This is a genomic window from Pseudomonas sp. LLC-1, assembly GCF_002992185.1.
Lineage (GTDB): Bacteria > Pseudomonadota > Gammaproteobacteria > Pseudomonadales > Pseudomonadaceae > Aquipseudomonas > Aquipseudomonas monteilii.
The window spans coordinates 271349-289479 of sequence record NZ_LUVY01000002.1 but is presented as its reverse complement, the minus strand read 5'-3'; the positions used below and the strand labels follow the sequence as shown (position 1 = coordinate 289479).

Genomic DNA, 18131 nt, shown 5'->3' with positions numbered 1-18131 from the left:
TCACTCAAGTTTCGTCAAAGTAGGGGTTGCGTCGCATGTGTGGCATCGTCGGTATCGTCGGTAAGTCGAACGTCAATCAGGCGCTGTATGACGCGCTTACGGTCCTCCAGCACCGCGGCCAGGACGCTGCCGGTATCGTGACCAGCCATGACGGCCGGTTGTTCCTGCGCAAGGATAATGGCCTGGTGCGCGATGTGTTCCAGCAGCGCCACATGCAGCGCCTGGTGGGCAGCATAGGCATTGGCCACGTGCGCTACCCGACAGCGGGCAGCTCGACCTCGGCCGAGGCCCAGCCGTTCTACGTCAACTCGCCGTACGGCATCACCCTGGCACACAACGGCAACCTGACCAACGTCGAGCAGCTGGCCAAGGAGATCTACGAGTCTGACCTGCGCCACGTCAACACCAACTCCGACTCGGAAGTGCTGCTGAACGTCTTCGCCCATGAGCTGGCGGTACGCGGCAAGCTGCAACCGACCGAAGAAGACGTGTTTGCTGCGGTTTCCCACGTGCACAGCCGCTGTGTCGGCGGTTATGCCGTGGTGGCGATGATCACCGGCTACGGTATCGTCGGCTTCCGCGACCCCCATGGCATCCGCCCGGTGGTATTCGGCCAGCGTCACACCGACGAAGGCGTGGAATACATGATCGCCTCGGAAAGCGTGGCCCTGGACGTGCTCGGCTTTACCCTGATCCGCGACCTGGCACCGGGCGAAGCGGTGTACATCACCGAAGGCGGCCAGCTGTTCACCAAGCAGTGCGCCGAAGCGCCGACCCTGCAGCCGTGCATCTTCGAACATGTCTACCTGGCCCGCCCGGATTCGATCATCGACGGTATCTCGGTGTACAAGGCCCGTCTGCGCATGGGTGAAAAGCTGGCCGACAAGATCATGCGTGAGCGCCCTGAGCACGATATCGACGTGGTCATCCCGATTCCGGACACCAGCCGCACCGCCGCGCTGGAGCTTGCCAACCGTCTGGGCGTCAAGTTCCGCGAAGGTTTCGTCAAGAACCGTTACATCGGCCGTACCTTCATCATGCCTGGCCAGGCTGCGCGCAAGAAGTCGGTGCGCCAGAAGCTCAACGCCATCGAGCTGGAATTCCGCGGCAAGAACGTGATGCTGGTGGACGACTCGATCGTGCGCGGCACCACCTGCAAGCAGATCATCCAGATGGCCCGCGAAGCCGGTGCCAAGAATGTCTACTTCTGCTCTGCAGCCCCTGCAGTGCGCTACCCCAACGTCTACGGCATCGACATGCCGAGTGTTCACGAGCTGATCGCCCACAACCGTACCACCGAACAAGTGGCCGAGTTGATTGGCGCCGACTGGCTGGTCTACCAGGACCTGCCTGACCTGATCGATTCGGTCGGTGGCGGCAAGATCAAGATCGATCACTTCGATTGCGCGGTATTCAACGGTGAATACGTCACCGGCGATATCGACGCGGCCTACCTCGACCGCATCGAGCAGGCCCGTAATGACCTGGCCAAGGTCAAGAACCAGGCCGTCAGCGCGATCATCGACCTCTACAACAACTGATTCAGGGAGCGACGGCATGACGGATCAATGGGATGCCGGGCGACTGGACAGCGACCTCGAGGGTGTCGGTTTCGACACCCTGGCGGTGCGCGCCGGTCAACACCGTACACCCGAGGGCGAGCACAGCGAAGCGCTGTTCCTGACCTCCAGCTACGTGTTCCGCACGGCGGCCGATGCTGCTGCGCGCTTTGCCGGCGAAACGCCGGGTAACGTTTACTCGCGCTACACCAACCCGTCGGTACGTGCCTTCGAGGAGCGCCTGGCGGCGATGGAAGGTGCCGAGCAGGCCGTGGGCACGTCCACCGGCATGGCGGCGATCCTGGCCGTGGTGATGTCGCTGTGCAGCGCCGGTGACCATGTGCTGGTGTCGCAGAGCGTATTCGGCTCGACCATCAGCCTGTTCGAGAAGTACTTCAAGCGCTTTGGTGTGCAGGTGGACTACGTGCCACTGGTCGACCTTGCTGGCTGGGAAAAGGCCATCAAGGCCAACACCAAGCTGCTGATCGTCGAGTCGCCGTCCAACCCGCTGGCCGAGCTGGTCGACATCACCGCGCTTAGCGAAATCGCCCATGCCCACGGTGCCATGCTGGTGGTGGACAACTGCTTCAGCACCCCCGCGCTGCAGCAGCCGCTGAAGCTGGGTGCCGACATCGTGTTCCACTCGGCCACCAAGTTCATCGACGGCCAGGGCCGTTGCATGGGCGGCGTGGTTGCCGGCCGTGCCGAGCAGATGAAGGAAGTGGTGGGCTTCCTGCGGACCGCAGGCCCGACCCTCAGCCCGTTCAACGCCTGGATCTTCACCAAGGGCCTGGAAACGCTGCGCCTGCGTATGCGTGCGCACTGTGAAAGCGCCCAGGCCCTGGCCGAATGGCTGGAGCAGCAGGATGGCGTGGAGAAGGTGCATTACGCCGGCCTGCCTAGCCACCCGCAGCACGCACTGGCCAAGCGTCAGATGAGTGGCTTTGGTGCGGTGGTCAGCTTCGAGGTCAAGGGCGGCAAAGAGGGCGCCTGGCGCTTCATCGATGCGACCCGGGTGATTTCCATCACCACCAACCTGGGGGACAGCAAGACCACCATCGCCCATCCGGCCACCACCTCCCACGGCCGCCTGTCGCCGCAGGAGCGCGAAGCTGCAGGCATCCGCGACAGCCTGATCCGCGTTGCCGTGGGCCTGGAAGACGTGGCCGACCTGCAGGCAGACTTGGCACGCGGGCTGGCGGCACTGTGATCGAAATCGGCGGCAGTGTGCCAGGCCACAACGGCCGGGTAGCCCTGGTAACCGGTGCCGCGCGCGGCATCGGCCTGGGCATTGCCGCCTGGCTGATCTGCGAAGGTTGGCAGGTGGTACTCAGCGACCTTGACCGCCAGCGCGGTGCAAAGGTGGCCAAGGCCCTGGGTGACAACGCCTGGTTCATCACCATGGACGTTGCCGACGAGGCTCAGGTCAGTGCCGGAGTGTCCGAGGTGTTAGGGCAGTTTGGTCGGCTGGACGCGTTGGTGTGCAATGCGGCGATTGCCAATCCGCACAACCAGACGCTGGAAAGCCTGAGCCTGGCGCAGTGGAATCGGGTACTGGCGGTCAACCTCAACGGGCCGATGCTGCTGGCCAAGCATTGCGCGCCGTACTTGCGTGCGCACAATGGGGCAATCGTCAACCTCACCTCTACCCGGGCGCGGCAGTCCGAGCCCGATACCGAGGCCTACGCCGCGAGCAAGGGTGGCCTGGTGGCCTTGACCCATGCCCTGGCGATGAGCCTGGGCCCGGAGATTCGCGTCAATGCGGTGAGCCCGGGCTGGATCGATGCCCGCGACCCGTCGCAGCGCCGTGCCGAACCGCTGACCGAAGCCGACCATGCCCAGCACCCGACGGGCAGGGTAGGGACGGTGGAAGATGTGGCAGCCATGGTTGCCTGGCTGCTGTCGCGCCAGGCGGCGTTCGTGACTGGCCAGGAGTTTGTGGTCGATGGCGGCATGACCCGCAAGATGATCTACACCTGAGACCGGCGTTATAGGAACGGGGACCGAAAGGTCCCTTTTCTGTTTTTACCTTTTTTGAAAAAAATTCAATGGGGCTATTGACTTAGCTTCGCCACCTGCGTAAATTTCGCGGCCTCAGCGAAGCAAACGCAACAAGCAACATCGCGAGGGTGATTAGCTCAGCCGGGAGAGCATCTGCCTTACAAGCAGAGGGTCGGCGGTTCGATCCCGTCATCACCCACCACTTCCTGAGATGTTCCTGACGCTTCAGGTTTCGCAAGAAACCGAGAGCCAGAGAGGAACGCACTGCGCAGCGGTAGTTCAGTCGGTTAGAATACCGGCCTGTCACGCCGGGGGTCGCGGGTTCGAGTCCCGTCCGCTGCGCCATTTTTCAGTAACAGATGGGTGCCTGGCACCGGTCTGAAGTCACAAGGCAAAAACCTTGGGCTGATCCCAGTTTCAATCAGGCGCAAGCCTGAACGATACGCAGCGGTAGTTCAGTCGGTTAGAATACCGGCCTGTCACGCCGGGGGTCGCGGGTTCGAGTCCCGTCCGCTGCGCCATCTTCGCTTCAAGGTCCCTAGAACACCTTGAAGCAACACAAGAGAAGCGATCATGTTATCGCTTTTTTTGTGCCTGTCCTGAGGCCAATGCGCCGGAAGGGTAGACCCAGGTTTCAATCGGGCGCAAGCCTGAATGATACGCAGCGGTAGTTCAGTCGGTTAGAATACCGGCCTGTCACGCCGGGGGTCGCGGGTTCGAGTCCCGTCCGCTGCGCCATCTTCGCCTCAAGGCCCCTTGAACGCCTTGAAGCACAAAAAAGCGACCTTCGGGTCGCTTTTTTCGTTTCTGCGGGCAAGCATTCCCGGCCTTTACCCACATTTACACCAACCTGACAGGTTCGTCACCGACCAGTGGTTCCTGTGCCTGCCTGCTGTGTTGCACAATAGGCACCTTCTCGACATACCCGGAATTCGCAATGACCAGATCTTCCGTCTTTGGTGCGCTCGGGCTGGCCCTGGTGCTGGCGGGCGTGACCGGTTGTTCCTCGAAAAAGGCCGCCATCTACGAGCACGAGAACTTCGACGACTCGGGCACCTTCTCGCGCAGCTTCCCTGTGAGCGATGCCGGCTCTTGCGAGGCCGCGCGGCGTGCCTTGCTCAGCCAGGGGTACATCATCACCAGCAGTGGCGCCAACCAGGTGGTGGGTAACAAAAGCTTCCAGCAGAACAGCGAGAACCACCTGCAAATCAGCTTCAACGTTACCTGTGCACCGGATGTGAGCGACGAGCAGCGCTCGACCATGTTCGCCAACGCGCTGCAGGACCGTTATGCGCTGAAAAAATCCAACACCTCTGCCAGCCTGGGGGTGGGCGTGCTGGGTTCGGTGTCGATGCCGATTGGCTCCAGTGACGATTCAATGGTCAAAGTGGCCAGCGAGACGGTAACGGCCGCGCAGTTCTATGACCGCTACTTCGCCCTGGTGGAGAGTTACCTGCCCAAGCCGAAAAAAGTTGCCAAGGCAAAGGCTGAGGCGCCCAAGGTCGAAAAGCCCGCAGTTGATCTGGGGCTGCCGGAACAGGCCGCCGCTAACCCTGTGGCCCCGACACCCGCACCGGCGACTGAGGTTGCGCCCGCGCCAGCGGCCGTTGCCCCGGCCAATGAGGCGGTGGCAGCGCCAGTGGTGAATGACAGCCAGGGCTCGCAGCCGGTGGCACCGCCGGTAGAGGCTGCGCCGATTCAGGTGCAGCAGGATGCGCAGCCTGCCGAAGCGGCGTCACCCTCTCTTTAATGGGCGCCTGTACCGGCCTATCGCCGGCAAGCCAGCTCCCACAGGTACAGCACAGATTTCGAAAACTGTGATCAACCTGTGGGAGCTGGCTTGCCGGCGATAGGGCCGGTACAGGTTAGACACATCCCCTGTTACAGAAGCCCTGCGATAACTTCCTGAACACCTGCTACGTTTACCACTCATACGCTTGTCATCATTCCTTCACCTCACCTGCTTAGGTTGAAGGCGACACCGACGAAGACATAATGAGTAAAGAGGACGCAGGGCTATGGATGAATACCAGGAAGAACTACTCGAAACCCAGGCTTACGAACTGGACACCCCGGAACCGGCTGACGACGCCACCGAGCTTTAGCCCACCCGCCGCTGGCTGCGGCGGAACTCTCCCGGTGTAAGGCCCGTCCAGCGCTTGAACGCGCGCTGGAAGGCCTCGGCCGATGCAAACCCCAACAGATAGGCAATCTCGCCAAAGGCCAGCGCTGTATCGCGGATATAGGTCTCGGCCAGGTCGCGCCGTGTTTCATTGAGCAAGTCACGAAAGCGTGTGCCTTCCTCGGCCAGCTTGCGGCGCAGTGTCCAGGTTGGCAGCTGCAGGTGCAGGGCCACTTCTTCCAGGTCGGGCTCACGGCCGCCATTGAGCAGCGGGCCCAGCAGGTGGGTGATGCGCTCACCCAGGCTGCGCACCCGCGTGCGCTGCAGCATTTCTGCTTCACACAGCTGCAGCAGGTGCTGCCAGGTGCTCGGGCAATGCCTGGGGTTGGCCAGTTGCAGCGTGGCGCGGCTCAGGCGCAGGCGGTTGCCGTCGGCGGCGAACTGCACGGGTGTGCTGCAAAGCGGTTGGTAGCGTGCGGCATACGCGGGTGCGGCAAATTCGATGTCCAGGCGTTCGGCCTGCACCGAGGTGCCTGCAAGGTCGGCTAGCTGGGCTAGCCAACCCGCGAGCAGCGAGTCGACCACAAAGCGGTTGTAGGCGTTATAGGGGCTGATGGAGTAGAAGCGCAGCCAGGCGCCCTGGGCGTCTTCGTGAAAGCTGGAGTGGCCACGGTAGTTGGCCGCGTACAGCGGTTCGAAGTGCAGCAGGGTGCGCGCTGCCTCGCCAAGGGTAGGGGCCTGGGCGGCGGTGACCCCGGCCAGGCCGGCATGAGCCAGGCGGCTCAGGCGCCCCATGTGCAGGCCCAGGGCGGGCTCGCCGCACAGTTCGATGGCGGCGTGGCCAAGGTGCATGTAGCGGGGGATCGACAAGCGCGCGCCGGCTTCAGCCAGGCGCGGCCCATCCAGGCCATAGCGCAGCAGCAGCGGTTCGGGGGCGTGGCCAAGTTCGCGCAGGGCCTCGCTCAGCGGTTGAACAAAGCCAACCGACAAGTCGCCCAGGCGCACGCGGGGGCGGGCCATGGTGTTACAGCCACAGGTTCAGCAGGCGGGCACCCGGGCTTGGGGTGCCCACCAGCAACTCACCCGCCTGGTGGGCGAAGCCTTGGCCATCACTGCCTTGCTCCCAGAACTGCCCACGCATGAACACGCTCATGCTGCTGACACTGGCCCCGGCCGCCTCGGTCAGGCGTTGCCAGGCGGTCTGTTCGCTGACTTCGCCGCGCTGCAGGGGCAGCCCGGCGGTGGCGTGCTGGTGGCGGTTGCCGCGCCATGGCGCTTCCCAGCTGCTCTTGCCGCTGAGAAACACCGGGTTGGCGACCAGTTGTACCGCTTGTTGTGCCAGTTGCCGATGGTTTTCCGGGTACCAGCTGTCACTGCCTATCAGCACACCCAGCCGCCCGGCAGGCGTTTGCACGACCTGCAACGGGTGCTTGCGGCCATTGTGGACGTAGCGGCGCATTTCGCTGTCAGGGAACTGCTGGTGTTGTGGCTCGCCCAGTAGCGAGCCATCGCCAGCAAACACCATGCTGCTATTGAACAGCGGGCCACTACCGGCGTGCAGCACGCCCTGTTTCACGTAGGGTGCAGGCAGCACGATGGAGCCGGCCACCAGGGTAACGCCGAATTCCTTGGCCAGGCCGCCGAACAACTGCTGATAGTCTGCGGCCATTTGCTCGGCCTTCATGCGCAAGTGCGCATCGGCGCGCCAGTCATCGCCGTCGGCGCCGAGCATGGCCAGGCCGTAGCGCAGCGGGTTGCTCAGCTCCAGCCATTGCAGGGCCTCGCGGCTCTGGGTCACCTGATACAGTTCGTTTTTCTCACCGCGCGCCCACAGCCAGGTGCCGATGTGCTCCGGCAGCACCACTACCGTGCGCGGGCTTATCAGTCCTTGTGCGCGAGCCTGCTCAAGGTAAGCCGCGAGCTTGCGGTGCAGGCGCTGCAGGTTCTGGTAGTCACCCGGGTACAGCAGCGGCTCGACGCCCAGCAGGTTGCCGTGTTCGCCTGGCACGCCGTGGTTCAGTGCCAGCTCGATGCGCAGGTCGGACAGGTAGTGGCCTTCCGGACGCTGTTGGGTCCAGAAGCCATAACCAAAGAGGGCGGCGAGGAAGACCAGCGCCAGGGCGCCAGCAAGCAGTTTTCGCATTGACCGTGTCTATCCAGTTGAAACTGTGACAAGGGTACGAGCAAACCGGCGCCCAGCGGAAGGTCAATTGTGCGATTTGGTTGTACCGGGGCCGCAAACGGCCCCGGCGGCGGCATCAGAACTTGCCGCTCAGGCTGACCAGGAAGCTGCGCGGCTCGCCATACAGGTTGCCATAGCCGGTGGAAGACACGGTGCTGTAGTAGGTCTTGTCGAACAGGTTGTTGGCGTTCAGGGCCAGGGTCCAGTGTTCGTCCAGATCATACGCGGCACGTGCCGAGTAGATGGCGTAGCCGCTTTCCACGAAGGAGTAGTCCAGCGATTCGCTACCGCCCAAAGGCACCACGGTGCCCGATTCACTGTGCTCGCTCTGGGCGATCACCCCGGCGCCAAGGCTCAGTGCCGGCAGGCGCTGGAAGCGGTAGTCGGTCCACAGTTTGAACAGGTGGCGCGGGGTATGGGTGCTGAAGCGGGCATCGCCTTTGCGCTTGTTCTCGTTGGCGTTGTAGGTATAGCCCAACGCCACTTGCAGCCCTGGCAGCACTTCGCCGTTCAGCTCAAGTTCGAAGCCCTGGCTCAGCTGGTAGCCATTGCCGACATAGCAGCATGAGGTGACAGACCCCCACTGACGTGGGTAGTCGGGATCGATCTGGCCTTCGCCCTTCTTCTCGATACGGTACAAGGCAAAGCTGGCCAGCAGCTTGCCGTCAGCCAGCTCCTGCTTGATGCCGACCTCGTAGTTGGTGCCGGTCAACGGCTCCAGGGCCTTGCTGCCCGGTGGTGGGCCTTGCAGCAGGGTAGCCTGCGACTTGTAGATTTCAGCGTGGCTGGCATACAGGCTGGTGGTTTCGCTGAGGTCGTAGACGATGCCGTAGTACGGCACGAACTGGCGGTCCTCATCGATAGAGTTGAGCTTCTGACCATTGGCACCGACATACTCGGTGTCTTCCATGAGCGTGTAGCGGCCACCGATGATCAGCGACAGGTTGTCCACCGGGCGGATGCGCAGCGAGGTGTAGGCGCCTGCCTTGCGCACATCGGTGCTGGTGTCCGGGAAATTCTCGGCCGTGGGGAAGCGGTCCGGCAGGGTTGGCGAGAAGATCAGGTCGTCGTAAAGGAAGTTCCAGTAGCTGCCGCCACGGCTCTTGAGCTTGCTGCCGTCCACCCCCACGGTCAGGTCGTGCATGTGGCCGAACGCGTCGAACGAACCTTGCAGGTTCAGGTCCAGGGTGGTGTTGGTGGTTTTGAAATCATGCTGGTTGTTCCACCACGAGCCCCCGGTGCCAGTGGCCGGGTCGATGGGGTTTTCCAGCTCCACCACATTCTGCGCGTTGCGGTTGATGTTGTGGCGCACGTTGGCCACGGCTTTCCAGTTGTCGCTCAGTTGCTGGTCGAGGCGGGCGAACACCGTGGTGTTCTCGATATCGTTCCAGCTCCAGGGCGTGGTCAGGTTGGTGCTGCGCGACAGGCCCAGATCGCTGCCGTCAGAGAAGCGGCCCAGGGTGTTGCGCACGCCATTGAGGTCGTCACGCTGGTGGCTGGCACCGAAGAACAGCAGGGTGTCGTCGCTGGCATCGAACTCGAACGACACATAATTGAGGTTGCGTTTCTTGTGGTCGTAGTCGACGAAGTTGTGTTTGTCTTCCAGCACGCCTACATAGCGCCCGCGCAGGCGCCCATCCATTGCCAAAGGGCCGGTTACATCGAATTCGCCACGGTAGTTGTCCCAGCTGCCGGCCGAGGTCAAGGTCTTGACCTGTGGCACTGCCAACGGGCGCTTGTAGCTGAAGTTGATCACGCCGCCCGGTTCACCTGCACCGTACAAACCGTCGGCACCGCGCAACAGGCCGACGCTGTCGAACTGGGCAAGGTCTTCGTAGCGGCTGCTGTCGAGCATGCTCGACGTGGCGCCACCTTCATAGCGCACATCGTTGATTTCGAAGCCACGGGACACATAGGTGTTCTTGGCCCATGCCTCCTTGCGGGTAACACCGGTCATCTGGTTCATCACCTGGTCCATGTTGCGCAGTTGCTGGTCCTGCAAGCGCTGATCGGTGATGACGGTTACCGATTGCGGAATTTCGCGCAGTTTCTGCGGCCCCTTGCCGCCCATGGTGGTGGTGCCCGGCGCATAGCTGCCGGTGTTTTCCGTGCTGGCGCCCAGCCATTGGCTTTCGACGTTGGTGGCTGACAGCTCCATGGGGGGGGATACGTGTTTGCCGCCATCCTTGGCAGCCTCCTGTGTCGTCGGGTCCAGTGTTTCGGCGCGCAGTACGCCGGTTGGCAGTGCAGCGGCGACGCCGAGGCACAGGTGCAGCGACAGGGGAGACAGCCGGGTGAGGCGGGTTTTGACCATGAAGGCAGCATCCAATTGGTAGTTATTATCGGATGAGAATTATTTACAATTGATTTACGTTTTCAATACGCTCATGAAAATATTTTTACAATTCATGACATAGCGTGAGGTCTTCCTGTTTGTTTTGATCATTAACTTGTCAGTTTCAATCATTGAGTCAATTCAAACGGCTGTTTAATGTCGCTGACAGACAAACGACAGGCCCCGCTGACCGGTGAGGTGCCTGCATACCGTGATCACGCCACCAGGGGACCTTTCCATGGCCGCCGACCGCTACCCGCACCTGCTTGCCCCGCTGGACCTGGGCTTCACCACCTTGCGCAACCGCACCCTGATGGGCTCGATGCACACCGGCCTCGAAGAGCGCCCCGGCGGTTTCGAGCGAATGGCGGCGTACTTTGCCGAGCGCGCCCGTGGTGGCGTTGGCCTGATGGTAACGGGCGGCATTGCGCCCAACGATGAAGGCGGGGTGTATTCCGGTGCGGCCAAGCTCAGCACCGAGGAGGAGGCCGACAAGCACCGTATCGTCACCGATGCGGTACATGCCGCGGGTGGCAAGATCTGCCTGCAGATCCTGCATGCCGGGCGCTATGCCTACAGCCCACGGCAAGTGGCACCCAGTGCGATCCAGGCGCCGATCAACCCGTTCAAGCCCAAAGAGCTGGATGAGGCGGGCATCGAGAAGCAGATTGCCGACTTCGTCAACTGCGCGGTGCTGGCCCAGCGTGCCGGTTACGACGGCGTCGAGATCATGGGTTCGGAAGGCTACTTCATCAACCAGTTCCTCGCTGCCCATACCAACCACCGTACCGACCGTTGGGGCGGTAGTTATGAAAACCGTATGCGCCTGGCGGTGGACATCGTCAGCCGGGTGCGTGGTGCGGTAGGGCCGAACTTCATCATCATCTTCCGCCTGTCGATGCTCGACCTGGTGGAAGGTGGCAGTACCTGGGACGAGATCGAGCTATTGGCCAAGGCCATCGAGCAGGCTGGCGCGACCTTGATCAACACCGGCATCGGCTGGCACGAAGCGCGTATCCCGACCATCGCCACCAAGGTGCCGCGTGCAGCCTTCAGCAAGGTCACCGCCAAGCTGCGTGGCGTGGTGAGCATTCCGCTGATCACCACCAACCGTATCAATACCCCGGAGGTGGCCGAGGCCGTATTGGCCGAGGGCGATGCCGACATGGTCTCGATGGCCCGGCCATTCCTGGCCGACCCGGATTTCGTCAACAAGGCGGCAGCCGGGCGTGCCGACGAGATCAACACCTGCATCGGCTGCAACCAGGCCTGCCTGGACCACACCTTCGGTGGCAAGCTGACCAGTTGCTTGGTCAACCCCCGTGCTTGCCACGAAACCGAGCTCAATTACCTGCCTGTACGGGCCGTGAAGCGCATTGCCGTGGTGGGGGCCGGCCCGGCGGGCCTGGCAGCGGCCACCGTGGCGGCTGAGCGTGGCCACGCGGTCACCCTGTTCGATGCCGCCAGCGACATTGGCGGGCAGTTCAACGTCGCCAAGCGGGTGCCGGGCAAGGAGGAGTTCTTTGAAACCCTGCGCTACTTCCGCAACAAGGTGAAAAGCACGGGCGTGGACCTGCGCCTGGATACCCGTGTCGATGTGCAGGCATTGGTGGACGGTGGCTACGACGACATCATCCTGGCCACCGGTATTGCCCCACGTACCCCGGCCATTCCCGGTGTCGAACATGCCAAGGTGCTCAGCTATCTCGACGTACTGCTTGAGCGCAAGCCGGTGGGCCAATCGGTTGCGGTGATTGGCGCGGGTGGCATCGGCTTCGATGTGTCCGAGTACCTGGTGCATCAGGGGGTGGCCACCAGCCAGGACCGTGAAGCGTTCTGGAAAGAATGGGGCATCGATACCCACCTGGAAGCACGCGGTGGTGTGGCCGGGGTCAAGGCTGAGCCGCTTGCCCCGGCGCGGCAGGTGTACCTGTTGCAGCGCAAGAAGTCCAAGGTGGGTGATGGCCTGGGCAAGACTACCGGCTGGATTCACCGCACCGGGCTGAAGAACAAGCGGGTGCAAATGCTCAATAGCGTTGAGTACCTGGGTATCGACGATGCCGGCCTGCACATTCGTGTGGCGGATGGCGAGCCGCAGGTGTTGCCGGTGGACAACGTGGTGATCTGCGCCGGACAGGATCCGCTGCGTGAATTGCAGGACGGGTTGGTGGCAGCGGGTCAATCGGTGCACCTGATTGGTGGCGCAGATGTGGCGGCTGAGCTGGATGCCAAGCGGGCGATCAACCAAGGCTCAAGATTGGCGGCTGAACTCTGAGATTGCCGGGGCCGCTGCGCGGCCCTTTCGCGACACAAGGCCGCTCCCACAGGGACCGCGCTAGGCATAAAGGTTATGCGGTCCTGTGGGAGCGGCCTTGTGTCGCGAAAGGGGTGCGAAGCGCCCCCAGGATTTCCCTGTAAACTGCGATCCATGCATGTATTCGACCTCCCCCAAGCCCCTCTGCAACCCCTGAACCTGCCTTGGCTGCAACAAGCCCAGGTCAAAGCCGCCATCCTGCGCCTGGACCTGATCGACCCACTGATCAGCGGCAACAAGTGGTTCAAGCTGCGCCATCACCTGCAGCAAGCCAGCACCAGCAACGCCCCGGGCCTTATCAGCCTGGGTGGCAACCATTCCAACCACCTGCATGCCCTGGCCGCCGCCGGCAAGCGCTTCGGCTTCGCCACCGCCGGCCTGCTACGGGGTCACGCCCAGGACACACCCACTGTGCGTGACGTGAAGGCATTGGGCATGGAACTGCACTGGCTGGGCTATGGTGGCTACCGCGCGCGCAACGAACCAGACTTCTGGACCCCGTGGCAGGCCCGCTATCCCGGCTGGCACTGCATTCCGGAAGGCGGCGGCGGGCTGGCCGGCGCACAAGGTTGTGCCCTGATCATGGAGCAGGCGCGCTCACAAATCGCGGTACTGGGCTGGTCGGATTACGACGCCTGGTGGCTGGCCGCTGGCACCGGTACCACGTTGGCCGGCCTGGTACTGGCCGAGGCGGGTGCACATGCCGTACATGGCGCATTGGCCGTACCCCGGGACCACGGTGTACCCGAGACGGTGGCAGCCTTTGCCGGCGGCCACGGCTACCAGCTTCACGACGCCTGCCGTGGCGGCTTCGGCAAGTTCGATGATGACCTGCTGGCCTTTATCGCCGAGTGCGAGCAACACAGCGGCGTACCGTTCGAAGCCCTGTACACCGGCAAGGCCCTGCTGGCCTTGCGTGAGCAGGTAGGGGCCGGGCTGTTCGCGCCCGGCACCCGCCTGATCGTCGTGCACACCGGTGGCCTGCAGGGCCGGCGCGGTTACTTGTAAGGCAGCATGCGCAGCAGCGTGTTGTCGCGCTGCACATAGTGGTGGTACAGCCCGGCCAGCGCGTGCAGGCCGATCAGCCAGTAACCCCAGCTGCCAACCCGTTCATGCCAGCCCTTGATGAACTTGGCCTGGTCCGGGTCCGGGCCGATCAGGTGTGGCAGTTCCAGGCCGAAGAACGGCACCGGTTTGTCGGCGGCGCTGAGGATCAGCCAGCCGGCCAGCGGCAGGCCGATCATCAGCAAGTACAGCGCCAGGTGCATCAGGTGCGCAAGCCCGGTTTGCCAGGCCGGCGGCTTGGGCACGATCGGCGGGGTCGGGCGGCTCAGGCGCACGGCCAGGCGCAGCCATACCAGCACGAACACACTGAGCCCGAGCATGAAGTGCAGGTCTTTCATCAGGTTGCGTTCAACGCTGTCTTTAGGGAACAGGCCGCGCAGTTCGATAAGGGCGTAGACAGCGGCCAGCAGCACCAGCATCAGCCAATGCAGGGCGATGGACAGGCGCGCGTAGTGGGTCGCGGGGGTGGATGAAACCATGATCGGTCCTCGTCATCAGGTCGGTTGTATGGCTTTATATTTTTTGTGCTTGTGAGATCGAGCGCCGCCTGCGCGGCGCATCGCGGATAAATCCGCTCCTACATTTGTTGCAACGTGCCGAGCCTGTTATGCCATGGTCGCCTGCCCTGGTGCATGACTTGAGTCGTGCAAACCGGCTGACAACCATGGCCTGACAGGCATGGCACGTTGCAACAAATGTAGGAGCGGATTTATCCGCGATGCGCCGCGCGGGCGGCGCTCGATCTTGAAACCTCCGCAAATCTTAAGATAAGCGCTAAGGCAAATGTGGCCAACTGTCAGCCACCAGAAACACCCGCTCCACCTCCTGCCAGGCACCATCAACCTCCTGCTCCAGCCTCACCAGCAACTGCGCCGGAGCCTGGCGCTCCAGCACATGCAACCACGCGGCAAACTGCTCCACCGCCCAGCATTCACCAGCCTCGACCCGCGCCGGTGCCAGCCAGGCATGCCGCTGCAATGGTTGCCAATGCTCACCCTCAGCCATGACCCAGTCCCGCCTCCGTACCCAGCGCCCACGCAAGTGCTGCGGGTTGGCGCCCGTCGGTGGCTCGGCATGCCCCGGCCACGGGTAGAACAGATAGCCCCCCAGCCATACATGGGCCTGTACCTGGCCAACCCCCAACCCGTTCAACAGCTCGCGGCTGTGGGCCCCGTTCGACATGGGCAACTGATGCCCCGCCAGGTGCGCAAGCTTGCTCCCCAGCCGGTCATGGCACCCAGGCCCCAGCCAGGCATGCGGGTCGTGCCCGGCGCCTTCCGGCCCCAGGTACAGCTTGATCGCCAGTTCCAAGTGGTGCACGCCGTCACGGTCGCGCAACACCATATCCAGTTCGCCCAGCGTGCGCCCGGCATCTCGGATCGCCAGGTTGGCTGCCAGCAGCTCGATGCCCGGCGCCTGACCCAGGGCGAATTGCCACAGGCGTTCGTAGTAATGCCCCAGCCGCCGGCTGCTCAGCTTCGCCAGCCAGTCTTGCAATGGCCGGTCATCTTCATCCAGCGCCCGTAACCACTGTTCAAGGTGCTGCGGCTGCTGCGCCCACAGGCTGCCCGCCAGCGGGTGGCGCTGGGGGCAGGGCGGGGCGCTGAGCAGGGGCGGCGACAGCATGGCCCAGGCCAGGTCGCGCACGGCGGGGCGCTGCAGTTGCCGGGGCAGGTCGTGAAGCTGGAGGAATGGCGTCATCCTGCGAGCATAGCCGGTTTGCCGCTACCCGGTGGTTTCGCCCATAATCGGCCCATCGTCACCCGCCGCAGAGCCTCGCAGGAGCCCCATGGAGCAATTTCGCAATATCGGTATCATCGGTCGCCTTGGCAGCTCGCAGGTGCTCGACACCATTCGCCGACTGAAAAAATTCCTCCTCGAGCGCCACCTGCATGTGATCCTCGAGGACACCATCGCCGAAGTACTGCCCGGGCATGGCCTGCAAACCTCCACCCGCAAGCTGCTGGGCGAAGTCTGCGACCTGGTCATCGTGGTCGGCGGCGACGGCAGCCTGCTGGGCGCTGCCCGCGCCCTGGCCCGTCACAACATTCCGGTGCTGGGCATCAACCGTGGCAACCTGGGCTTCCTCACCGACATCCGCCCCGACGAACTGGAAGAAAAAGTCGCCGAGGTGCTCGACGGCCACTACCTGGTGGAAAACCGCTTCTTGCTGCAGGCCGAAGTGCGCCGTCACCACGAAGCCATCGGCCAGGGCGATGCGCTGAACGACGTGGTGCTGCACCCGGGCAAGTCCACGCGCATGATCGAGTTCGAGATCTACATCGACGGCCAGTTCGTCTGCAGCCAGAAGGCCGACGGCCTGATCGTCGCCACCCCCACCGGCTCCACCGCCTATGCGCTGTCGGCCGGCGGCCCGATCATGCACCCCAAGCTGGACGCCATCGTCATCGTGCCGATGTACCCGCACACCCTGTCGGGCCGGCCGATCGTGGTCGACGGCAACAGCGAGCTGAAGATCGTGGTGTCGAAGGATCTGCAGATCTACCCACAAGTGTCCTGTGACGGCCAGAACCACTTCACCTGCGCCCCCGGCGACACCATTACGGTCAGCAAGAAGCCGCAGAAGCTGCGCCTGATCCACCCGCTGGACCACAACTACTACGAGGTCTGCCGCACCAAGCTCGGTTGGGGCAGCCGCCTGGGGAGCAGGGACGACTGATGTTCGATCCGGCGCGAAGTTTCGACATCATCGGTGACGTGCACGGTTGTGCGCTGACCCTTGAACGCCTGCTCGACGCCCTCGGTTACAAGCGCGTGGCCGGCGTGTGGCGCCACCCGCGGCGCATGGCGCTGTTCCTGGGCGATATCGTCGACCGTGGGCCACGCATTCGCGAGGCGCTGCATATCGTCCACGACATGGTCGAGGCCGGCCAGGCGTTGTGCATCATGGGCAACCACGAGTACAACGCCCTGGGCTGGGTGACCCCGGCGCTGCCCGGCAGCGGCAAGGCCTACGTGCGCGAGCACACGCCACGCCATGCCCGCCTTATCGATGAAACCCTGACCCAGTTCGCCCACCACCCCGGCGACTGGCACGACTTCGTCAACTGGTTCTACCAGATGCCGCTGTTCGTCGACGCCGGGCGCTTCCGCCTGGTGCACGCCTGCTGGGACCCGCGGTTGATCGAGCCGTTGCGCCAGCAGTACCCCGACGGGCGCATCGATGAACACTTCATCCAGGCCTCGGCGGTGAGCAACAGCTTTGCCGCTACCGTGTGCAACCGCCTGTTGCGCGGCACCGACATGCGCCTGCCGGACGGCCTGACCCTGACGGGCGGCGATGGCCTGACCCGCGCCTTCTTCCGCACCAAGTTCTGGGAAGAAGACCCGCAAACCTACGGTGACATCGTGTTCCAGCCCGATGCCCTGCCCGAAGAGGTGGCCAGCACCCCGCTCAGCCACAGCCAGAAGAACGCCTTGTTGCGCTACGACGAAGACGAGCCCTTGCTGTTCGTTGGCCATTACTGGCGCAGCGGCCGCCCGGCGCCGATCCGCGCCAACCTGGCCTGCCTGGACTACAGCGCCGTGCTCTACGGCAAGCTGGTCGCCTACCGGCTGGATGATGAAACCCGCATCGACCCGCACAAGTTCGTCTGGGTCGACGTCGACCGCCCACAGGCCAACCAATGAACATTATCGAAGTGATGCGCCTGCCGCTGTCGGTCGACCTCAGCGGCTTCGTCCACCTGTTGCAGCGCCTGCAAGTGCCGCACCGGGTGAGCGAGGAGGGCGATGCCCAGGTGCTCTGGGCCCCCGACACCCTCGCCGAAGACGTGCTGCAACTCTACCAGCGCTACCCCGACGGCAACGCAGATATCCAGGCAACAGAGGAACCTGTGGGAGCGGGCTTGTCGGGGCGCCGAACCGCCGCGAATGCCCCAACACAGCCCTCCCTGACTGAACAGGCCAAAGCTTGCAAAGTCACGACGCTCACCCTGCTGCTGTGCTTCGTCGTCGCCGGCCTCACCAGCCTGGGCGACAACTTCACGACCATCAGCTGGTTCACCTTCCTCGACTTCCGCGTCCAGGGCGACTACCTGTACTTCAGCCCGCTGGCGCAAACCCTGGACGCAGGCCAGTGGTGGCGCCTGGTCTCGCCCATGCTGCTGCACTTCGGCGTGCTGCACCTGGCCATGAACAGCCTGTGGTACTGGGAGCTGGGCAAACGCATCGAACTGCGCCAGGGCCCGTGGATGTTGCTGGGCCTGACCCTACTGTTCAGCCTGGTGTCCAACCTGGCCCAGCACTACACCAGCGGGCCGAGCCTGTTCGGCGGCCTGTCCGGCGTGCTGTATGGCCTGCTCGGGCATGTGTGGCTGTTCCAGTGGCTGGCGCCAAACCGTTACTTCAACCTGCCCAAGGGCGTGCTGGTGATGATGCTGATCTGGCTGGTGGTATGCCTCACCGGCGTGGTCGGCACCCTGGGCCTTGGCCAGATCGCCAACGCCGCCCACGTGGGCGGGCTGCTCATCGGATGCCTGACCGGGCTCTTGGGTGGGGCGCTGGCCCGGCGTAAACTGTCGGCTTGAATC

The 18131-nt window shown here is 63.5% G+C and carries 14 protein-coding genes and 4 tRNA genes; 13 read left to right on the top strand and 5 right to left on the bottom strand.

Translation table 11 applies throughout. The features are described 5' to 3' along the window. Positions 1 to 35: 35 nt before the first annotated feature. From purF to A0O30_RS01310, 8 genes are all read left to right on the top strand, one after another. Complete coding sequence (gene purF / locus A0O30_RS01345; protein ID WP_016715903.1) at positions 36 to 1541, top strand: amidophosphoribosyltransferase; 1506 nt, start codon at positions 36 to 38, stop codon at positions 1539 to 1541. Between the two features lie 16 nt (positions 1542 to 1557). Further along, positions 1558 to 2769, top strand: a complete 1212-nt coding sequence (locus A0O30_RS01340; RefSeq protein ID WP_060498788.1) for an O-succinylhomoserine sulfhydrylase — start codon at positions 1558 to 1560, stop codon at positions 2767 to 2769. Then, on the top strand, positions 2766 to 3539 hold the full coding sequence (locus tag A0O30_RS01335; protein ID WP_019096779.1) for an SDR family oxidoreductase: 774 nt from the start codon (positions 2766 to 2768) through the stop codon (positions 3537 to 3539). Before A0O30_RS01340 ends, A0O30_RS01335 begins: the two co-directional genes overlap by 4 nt. Positions 3540 to 3686: 147 nt before the next feature. Then, positions 3687 to 3762: transfer RNA gene (locus tag A0O30_RS01330), tRNA-Val, on the top strand. Positions 3763 to 3828: 66 nt separating this feature from the next. Next, positions 3829 to 3905: transfer RNA gene (locus A0O30_RS01325), tRNA-Asp, on the top strand. 99 nt (positions 3906 to 4004) lie between these two features. Next, positions 4005 to 4081 (top strand) — tRNA-Asp (locus A0O30_RS01320). A 140-nt stretch (positions 4082 to 4221) separates the two neighbouring features. Further along, a tRNA-Asp gene (locus A0O30_RS01315) sits at positions 4222 to 4298 on the top strand. Between the two features lie 199 nt (positions 4299 to 4497). Further along, the gene (locus tag A0O30_RS01310; RefSeq protein WP_105945322.1) at positions 4498 to 5310 is read left to right on the top strand and encodes a DUF2242 domain-containing protein; all 813 of its coding nucleotides are present in this window, start codon (positions 4498 to 4500) and stop codon (positions 5308 to 5310) included. Between the two features lie 351 nt (positions 5311 to 5661). Here the strand turns inward: A0O30_RS01310 and A0O30_RS01305 are convergent, their stop codons facing one another. From A0O30_RS01305 to A0O30_RS01295, 3 genes are all read right to left on the bottom strand, one after another. Beyond that, positions 5662 to 6702 carry an AraC family transcriptional regulator gene (locus tag A0O30_RS01305; protein WP_105945321.1) on the bottom strand — a complete coding sequence of 347 codons (1041 nt, stop codon included), beginning with the start codon at positions 6700 to 6702 and terminating at the stop codon, positions 5662 to 5664. Positions 6703 to 6706: 4 nt separating this feature from the next. Then, positions 6707 to 7825 (bottom strand): carbon-nitrogen hydrolase family protein, encoded by a 1119-nt coding sequence (locus A0O30_RS01300; protein WP_105945320.1) that lies wholly within the window; start codon positions 7823 to 7825, stop codon positions 6707 to 6709. 115 nt (positions 7826 to 7940) lie between these two features. Then, complete coding sequence (locus tag A0O30_RS01295; RefSeq protein WP_146256286.1) at positions 7941 to 10178, bottom strand: TonB-dependent siderophore receptor; 2238 nt, start codon at positions 10176 to 10178, stop codon at positions 7941 to 7943. 259 nt (positions 10179 to 10437) lie between these two features. Here A0O30_RS01295 and A0O30_RS01290 point away from each other — a divergent pair, with 259 nt between their 5' ends. Both A0O30_RS01290 and A0O30_RS01285 read left to right on the top strand, forming a co-directional pair. Continuing rightward, entirely contained in the window at positions 10438 to 12474 is a 2037-nt protein-coding gene (locus A0O30_RS01290; RefSeq protein WP_105945318.1) for an NADPH-dependent 2,4-dienoyl-CoA reductase, read from the top strand. 153 nt (positions 12475 to 12627) lie between these two features. Then, positions 12628 to 13521 carry a 1-aminocyclopropane-1-carboxylate deaminase/D-cysteine desulfhydrase gene (locus tag A0O30_RS01285; RefSeq protein WP_105945317.1) on the top strand — a complete coding sequence of 298 codons (894 nt, stop codon included), beginning with the start codon at positions 12628 to 12630 and terminating at the stop codon, positions 13519 to 13521. Here A0O30_RS01285 and A0O30_RS01280 read toward each other — a convergent pair. Both A0O30_RS01280 and A0O30_RS01275 read right to left on the bottom strand, forming a co-directional pair. Beyond that, entirely contained in the window at positions 13512 to 14057 is a 546-nt protein-coding gene (locus tag A0O30_RS01280) for a cytochrome b (RefSeq protein ID WP_060498795.1), read from the bottom strand. The two genes, A0O30_RS01285 and A0O30_RS01280, sit on opposite strands and share 10 nt — an antisense overlap. 295 nt (positions 14058 to 14352) lie before the next feature. Further along, positions 14353 to 15279 (bottom strand): DUF1853 family protein, encoded by a 927-nt coding sequence (locus A0O30_RS01275; protein ID WP_105945316.1) that lies wholly within the window; start codon positions 15277 to 15279, stop codon positions 14353 to 14355. Positions 15280 to 15367: 88 nt separating this feature from the next. On the opposite strand from A0O30_RS01275, the gene A0O30_RS01270 reads away from it, so the two are divergent. The 3 genes from A0O30_RS01270 to A0O30_RS01260 are packed head-to-tail and all read left to right on the top strand — an operon-like array spanning position 15368 to position 18128. Then, a complete protein-coding gene (locus tag A0O30_RS01270) occupies positions 15368 to 16258 on the top strand; it encodes an NAD(+) kinase (protein WP_008090067.1) in 891 nt (296 codons plus the stop codon). Continuing rightward, positions 16258 to 17229 carry a metallophosphoesterase gene (locus tag A0O30_RS01265; RefSeq protein ID WP_105945315.1) on the top strand — a complete coding sequence of 324 codons (972 nt, stop codon included), beginning with the start codon at positions 16258 to 16260 and terminating at the stop codon, positions 17227 to 17229. The genes A0O30_RS01270 and A0O30_RS01265 overlap by 1 nt, the downstream gene beginning before the upstream one ends. After that, positions 17226 to 18128, top strand: coding sequence for a rhomboid family intramembrane serine protease (locus A0O30_RS01260; protein WP_105945314.1), 903 nt, complete (start codon positions 17226 to 17228; stop codon positions 18126 to 18128). Before A0O30_RS01265 ends, A0O30_RS01260 begins: the two co-directional genes overlap by 4 nt. The last annotated feature ends 3 nt before the right edge of the window (positions 18129 to 18131 follow it).